This is a genomic window from Kocuria sp. CNJ-770 (genome assembly GCF_001942375.1).
GTDB classification, from domain to species: Bacteria; Actinomycetota; Actinomycetes; order Actinomycetales; family Micrococcaceae; genus Kocuria; species Kocuria oceani.
Map to the genome: position 1 here is coordinate 1 of NZ_MKJW01000153.1, position 5,852 is coordinate 5,852.

The 5,852-nt window shown below is 70.1% G+C and carries 7 protein-coding genes and 1 pseudogene; 4 read left to right on the forward strand and 4 right to left on the reverse strand.

Going from position 1 to position 5,852, the window contains the following annotated elements; all coding sequences use genetic code 11:
- Together BJF77_RS17945 and BJF77_RS17950 are read right to left on the reverse strand one after the other, a co-directional pair.
- Positions 1–724 (reverse strand): annotated as a pseudogene (locus BJF77_RS17945) (cation-transporting P-type ATPase); the annotation flags it as partial.
- Positions 721–1,107 carry a helix-turn-helix transcriptional regulator gene (locus BJF77_RS17950; RefSeq protein ID WP_047804876.1) on the reverse strand — a complete coding sequence of 129 codons (387 nt, stop codon included), beginning with the start codon at positions 1,105–1,107 and terminating at the stop codon, positions 721–723. The gene BJF77_RS17950 and the pseudogene BJF77_RS17945, both read right to left, overlap by 4 nt.
- A gap of 69 nt (positions 1,108–1,176) precedes the next feature.
- On the opposite strand from BJF77_RS17950, the gene BJF77_RS17955 reads away from it, so the two are divergent.
- The 3 genes from BJF77_RS17955 (at position 1,177) to BJF77_RS17965 (ending at position 3,739) form a co-directional block, all read left to right on the forward strand.
- Positions 1,177–1,857 (forward strand): cytochrome c biogenesis CcdA family protein, encoded by a 681-nt coding sequence (locus BJF77_RS17955; RefSeq protein ID WP_139318651.1) that lies wholly within the window; start codon positions 1,177–1,179, stop codon positions 1,855–1,857.
- Positions 1,858–1,939: 82 nt separating this feature from the next.
- Positions 1,940–2,875: a cysteine synthase A gene (cysK, locus tag BJF77_RS17960; RefSeq protein WP_047804878.1), complete on the forward strand. Its 936-nt coding sequence runs from the start codon at positions 1,940–1,942 to the stop codon at positions 2,873–2,875.
- A gap of 267 nt (positions 2,876–3,142) precedes the next feature.
- The gene (locus BJF77_RS17965) at positions 3,143–3,739 is read left to right on the forward strand and encodes a copper resistance CopC family protein (protein ID WP_101851591.1); all 597 of its coding nucleotides are present in this window, start codon (positions 3,143–3,145) and stop codon (positions 3,737–3,739) included.
- Positions 3,740–3,972: 233 nt separating this feature from the next.
- On the opposite strand, the gene BJF77_RS17970 is transcribed toward BJF77_RS17965, so the two are convergent.
- Both BJF77_RS17970 and BJF77_RS17975 read right to left on the reverse strand, forming a co-directional pair.
- Positions 3,973–4,995 carry an SURF1 family protein gene (locus tag BJF77_RS17970; protein ID WP_047804879.1) on the reverse strand — a complete coding sequence of 341 codons (1,023 nt, stop codon included), beginning with the start codon at positions 4,993–4,995 and terminating at the stop codon, positions 3,973–3,975.
- Complete coding sequence (locus BJF77_RS17975) at positions 4,992–5,270, reverse strand: hypothetical protein (RefSeq protein ID WP_082157557.1); 279 nt, start codon at positions 5,268–5,270, stop codon at positions 4,992–4,994. The genes BJF77_RS17970 and BJF77_RS17975 overlap by 4 nt, the downstream gene beginning before the upstream one ends.
- A gap of 194 nt (positions 5,271–5,464) precedes the next feature.
- Between BJF77_RS17975 and BJF77_RS17980 the strand changes: the two genes are divergently transcribed.
- Positions 5,465–5,803: a hypothetical protein gene (locus tag BJF77_RS17980; protein WP_139318648.1), complete on the forward strand. Its 339-nt coding sequence runs from the start codon at positions 5,465–5,467 to the stop codon at positions 5,801–5,803.
- Positions 5,804–5,852: the final 49 nt, after the last annotated feature.

Genomic DNA, 5,852 nt, shown 5'->3' on the forward strand with positions numbered 1-5,852 from the left:
CCTTGCGGGACTGCTCGGTCTCGACGATGTGCACGATCTTCGCCAGAGAGTTGTCCTCGGCGGTGCTGGTGACCTCGACCTCCAGCGGGCCGGTGCCGTTGATGGACCCGGCGTAGACCTCCGAACCCGGTCCGACCTCCACCGGCACGGACTCCCCGGTCAGCGCCGAGGTGTCCACCGAGGTGCGCCCGGTGAGGATCCGCCCGTCGGTGGCCACCCGCTCCCCGGGACGGACCACCATCCGGTCCCCCGGCACCAGCTCGGCCGGGGACACGGTGGCCGGCACCCCGCCCCGGAGCACCGTGGCCTGATCCGGGACCAGGTCCAGCAGCGCGCGCAACCCGCGCCGGGTCCGCGCCACCGAGTACTCCTCCAGCGCCTCGGCGATCGCGTAGAGGAAGGCCAGCGCCGCCGCCTCCTCGATCGCGCCCAGGGCTACCGCCCCGACGGCGGCGATCGTCATCAAGGTCCCGACCCCGATGCGGCCCTTGGCCAGTCGGCGCAGCGTGGAGGGCACGAACGTCCACCCCGCCAACCCCAGCGCCACCACGCTCACGGCGGTGACCAGCCACTCGGGGCCGTCCATCAGGTGGGTGGCCCACCCGACTGCCAGCAGCACGCCGGCCGCGGAGGCGAACCGCACCTCGCTCACCTGCCAGAAACCGGCCGGCCCCGCTTCCTCGTGGTGGGCAGGCTCATCGTGGGCGCAGCAGGCATCACTCATCGCACAACCTCCGGGGCCTGTCGGGTCTGCTGGGCGTCCAGACCGTAGTTCGGGCACAGGCTCACGGCGTTGCCAGTGGCCGACAACAGCACCTCGGCGGCAGCGAGCATGTCCAGCAGCTCCGGGCGGGTCAGCGAGTAGTACACGCTGCGCCCCTGCGCCCGACCCTGCACCAGCCCGCAACCGCGCAGGCACGCCACATGGCCTGACACGGTGGACTGGGCCAACCCCAGTTCGCTGGTGAGATCACGTACCCGCACCTCCCCGACGGCCATTCGTTGCACGATGGCCAGCCGGGTCGGATCGGACAGGGAGTGGAACAATGCCGCCGCCGGATCCAACGCCCCGCAGGGGGCCTGCGGAACATACTCAGAAATCGTCATGGGCCGATGATAGCCTCATTTTGGGTTGACAGTGGTCATGTGCGGTAGTCTCGGGCTGTGCCCCTGGCGATGATCGCCGGGATTGTCTCTTTCATCTCCCCGTGCATTCTGCCGCTGGTGCCCGGCTACCTCGGCTATGTCTCCGGGCTGGCCGATCCGACTCGGGCGGACAACCGCCGGCGGGTGCTGGCTGGGGTGGGGCTGTTCATCCTGGGCTTCGCGGCGGTGTTCACTCTCTACGGGGCGGCCTTCGGCGCCATCGGGGGCTGGCTGGTGCGGTGGCAGGATCCGCTGATGCGGGCCTTGGGGGTGTTCGTGGTGCTCATGGGACTGGTGCTGGTCGGGAAGTTCTCCTTCCTGCAGCAGACCAAGAAGCTGTCCTTCCAACCCCGCACCGGCATCGCCGGCGCCCCGCTGCTCGGGGTGGTCTTCGGCCTGGGCTGGACACCGTGCATGGGCCCGACCCTCAGTGCCGTGCTGGCGCTGAGCACCACCACCGGAGGGGCCTGGCGCGGGGCCCTGCTGGGCTTCACCTACTGCCTGGGCCTGGGCATCCCTTTCGTCCTGGTCGCGGCCGGGCTCAACTGGGTCACCACGACCCTGAGCTACATCCGCCGCAACATCCGCACCTTCAACCTCGCCGGCGGCTCCGTGCTGATCGCCGTGGGGCTGCTGATGGTGACCGGGATCTGGATGCAGTGGATCTACCAGCTCCAAAGCCTCGCCGGCACCTTCATCACCCCCGTCTGAGTCCCCGGAGAACATCCCCAATTTGTGACGCACCGAACCCCCAACACCCAACGATTCACCACACCATCACCGAGGAGCACACATGGCGAAGATCTACCACGACGTCACCGAGATCGTAGGCCGCACCCCGCTCGTCCGGCTGAACCATCTGGATGAGGGCCTGCCCGGCAACGTCGCCGTGAAGCTGGAGTTCTACAGCCCCGCCAACTCCGTCAAGGACCGGATCGGCGTGGCCATCGTCGACGCCGCGGAGAAGTCCGGGCAGCTCAAGCCCGGCGGCACGATCGTCGAGGGCACCTCCGGCAACACCGGCATCGCCCTGGCCATGGTCGGCGCCGCCCGCGGCTACAAGGTCATCCTGACCATGCCCGAGACCATGTCCACGGAGCGGCGGGTCATGCTCCGCGCCTACGGCGCCCAGATCGTGCTCACCCCCGGCGCCGAGGGCATGCGCGGCGCGGTCGACAAGGCCCAGGAGATCGTCGAGTCCACCGAGAACGCCGTGCTGGCCAAGCAGTTCGCCAACGAGGCCAACCCGGCGATCCACTACGCCACCACCGGCCCGGAGATCTGGGAGGACACCGACGGCGAGGTCGACGTGTTCGTCTCCGGCGTGGGCACCGGCGGCACCATCACGGGCGCGGGCCGCTACCTGCGCGAGCAGAAGCCGGACATCCGCCTGATCGTGGTCGAGCCGGCCGACTCCCCGCTGCTCACCGAGGGCAAGGCCGGGCCCCACAAGATCCAGGGCCTCGGGGCGAACTTCGTCCCCGACAACCTCGACCGCGAGATCTACGACGACGTCTACGACGTGACCGTGGAGGACTCGGTGCGGGTCGCCCGCGAGCTGGCCACCCAGGAGGGCATCCTCGGCGGGATCTCCTCGGGGGCCATCGTGTGGGCCGCCCTGCAGGAGGCCGCCAAGGAGGAGAACCGGGACAAGCTGATCGTGGCCATCGTGTGCGACTTCGGGGAGCGCTACATCTCCACCCTGCTCTACGAGGACATCCGCGGCTGAGGCCCTGCCCGGGTTGCCGCGCTACGTTCAGCATTGCGCGTCCGGGACGCCATGACGCATTCCGGTGCCGGACGCCGGTTGCTACAGCTGGTGGCGCTCACCGGTCTCGGATCCGACTCCAAGAGCCGGTCTCGGCTGGACGCCTCCGGTGGCGGGCGGGATGGCTCCCCGCGCCTGGCACCGGATCTCTATCTCCCGCCGCACCCCCCAGGTGCGGCGGCGCAGCCTGACGCACCCACTCCTCACCCCCGAAGGGACCCCAGTGCCATGCTGACCACCACTTCTGCCCTGCGCCGTACCGCCGCCACCGTGAGCGCGGTCGGCGCCCTGACCGCCCTGGGGCTGGTCCCCGCCGCCGCTCATGACGAGGTGCTGAGTACCTCCCCCGAACAGGGCGCCGTGCTGGAGACCGCCCCCGAACAGATCGAGCTCTCCTACAGCGGGGAGATCATGGACATCGGTCACCAGGTGCTGGTGACCGGCCCCGAGGGCCAGTCCGTGACCGAGGGCCCGCTCGAGCGCGACGGTTCCCAAGTGGTCCAGCCCCTGGCCGCGGCCGGGTCCGAGGAAGGGACCTACCAGGTGGTTTGGCGGGTGGTCTCCAGCGACGGCCACCCCATCGAAGGCACCTACACCTACGAGGTGGGTGACGGCGCGGACACCGCGACCCCGGCCCCCAGCCTCAGCAGCACCCCGACCGAGGCCCCCGCTGACAGCTCGGACAGCTCCGCCCCAGCCCAGGACGCGGCCGCACAGGAGAGCTCCGAGGGTCTGTCCGGGTGGGCCCTCGGCGCCGCCGTGGTGGTGCCGGCCCTGGCCGTGATCGGGCTTCTGGTCTTGGTCTCTCGCCGCCGCAAGAGCTGAACCCCTGCAGCCGGGCTGGCGCAGGAGCCCTGCGCGGAAGGACCTGGGGGCGGGCGCCGCGACTGTGGTGGTCCTCCTGGGCCTTGCTGATGCTCGACGCGGGGTAGGTGCCAGTCCCCGAAATCACACCGCTGCCGCACGGATGACTGCGTGAAGCCCATCGCTTCAGCAACCGCTCGACAGCGCGACCGGGTCACAGGACGTATTGACTCTCTTCTTGGAGGAACGGAGCACTAGTCCATGGCGCGGACCGCAGCTGGGCTCATGGTCCGATTCTCGGTCCCGTCCATGACCCCGTCCTCGAAGGCGTCCAGCAGGGCGTCTTCCTCCTCCTCCCACGTCGGCCGGTGGCGCCGGCGCTGCGGCTTGGGTCGCATCAGGGACTTCAAGTGGGCCGGCATGTCGTCGGCCATCTCCATCTGGCGGATGACGAGCTCCTCCTCGCCCTCGCCCACGTAGTTGCCGTCCTCGTCGTAGAACTGGGAGAGGTGGCGTTCCATCTCTGCGGCGTACTGGCGGTCCCAGGCGTCGTTGCGGGCCTGCTGCCGGGCGGCGTAGCCGTAGGCCACGAAGAACAGGGCGGCGAAGGCGTACCACTGCAGGGAGTAGGACAGGTGCGGTCCGGAGTCGATCTCGGGCTCGGGCGCGGGTGCGGGAGCCACGGCCGGGGCCGGGTCCTCGGCGAAGACCTCGGCGTAGGCGGCCGTGCCGATCGGCCGATCCCACCGCTCCTGGAGCTCCTGGAGCTGGATGGTGGCGATCTGGCCCTCCGGGGCGCCGCGGTCCACAGCCGGCTCCCCGGGACGCAGCCGCGCGGTGACGCTCACCTGCCCGGTGGGCGGGGCCGGGACCTCGTCGGGCATCCCGTTGGCGGCCGAGCCCGTGGGGATCCAGCCGCGGTCCAGCACGACCACGTCCCCGGCTTGCGTGCGGAAGGGCACGAGGACCTCGTAGCCCACGCGCCCGTCCTGGGGACGGTTGCGCACGAGGACCTGGTCCTCGGCCAGGTACTCGCCGGTCAGCTCCACCGGGTGCCAGGTGAGGGTGGGGTCGTGGGCGGCGAACTGCGCGGCCGCCTCGTTGCCGGTCAGCGGCTCGGCCCGGTAGTTGCGGGTGATCTTGGCGTTCTCCCCGACCAGGTGGTCGTTGCGGTCCATCTGCCACCCGGCCAGGTACACGGAGACCGCCGCGGCGGCGCAGGCCAGGGCGAAGAAGCCGAGCCACTTCCCGCTGAGCAGGAACCGGTAGTCGCTCACGGCCGGTCCTCCCCGGTGGGCCCGTCGTGGCCGAGCGGGACGGTGTTCTTCCAGAAGCCCTGGGCGCGGAGGAACTTCTCGAGGTCCTCGCGGTGGTCGGGGCACGCCAGCCAGCTCTTGCGGTGCTGGGGGGTGTGGATGCGCGGGTTGTTCCAGCGGATCCGCCACGCGGCGTCGGCGCGGCAGCCCTTGCGGGAGCACTGCGGGTTGTCGGGGCCGCCCGGTGGTGCCTCGGATTCGTGCAGGGACAGCGATCTGAGCCGGTCGGACTCCACGGCAGTCGTGCTCCTCGGGGTGCTCGGTCAGGCTTCCGGAACAGCCCCGCGGCGGGCTCAGGCCGCGCCGCGGCTCCGGGAGGTGTCGTCCTCGACAGTAGCGGAGGAAGCCGGGTCCCCGCTGGGAGCAGCTGTGCCCCAGAGCCCGACCTCGCGGCCTGCGGGCCCCCGTCGCGGCCCTCCCCGTTGTCGCCGTGATCGGTGATGATCTCACCCTCCAACACGAGGTCCATGTCCCAGGAGAACAGCGCGGGCGGGCGCGACTGCTGAAGATAGACGGCGGATTGGTGTCGGAGCTTGCCGGCGAGGTGATAAAGCTACAGGCGGACTCCACCGTGGTCGTTACAGCCGGCGGAGTGGTGTTCGTGAGCTGGTGGTGGCCACAGGCGCTCTCCGCCATCTCCATCCTGTGCCTGTACTGCATGAGCGTGTGGGCAGGGATGCTCCCAGTGATCCTATTGCTGAGCGTGCGCAACCTCGTCCACGGCATCATTGCTGCCCCCGTCGCCCTGATGCGGTTTGCTGACGAGTAAGCCTGAACCCTCCTGGCCATCACCTACGTGGTTGTGGCGGCCTCGGTGT

Bases quoted from the DNA above. Each gene is read 5' to 3' on its own strand.
- BJF77_RS17965 (WP_101851591.1), top strand. From the start codon at position 3,143: ATGCTGACCACCACTTCTGCCCTGCGCCGTACCGCCGCCACCGTGAGC.
- cysK (WP_047804878.1), top strand. From the start codon at position 1,940: ATGGCGAAGATCTACCACGACGTCACCGAGATCGTAGGCCGCACCCCG.
- BJF77_RS17950 (WP_047804876.1), bottom strand. From the start codon at position 1,107: ATGACGATTTCTGAGTATGTTCCGCAGGCCCCCTGCGGGGCGTTGGAT.
- BJF77_RS17955 (WP_139318651.1), top strand. From the start codon at position 1,177: ATGATCGCCGGGATTGTCTCTTTCATCTCCCCGTGCATTCTGCCGCTG.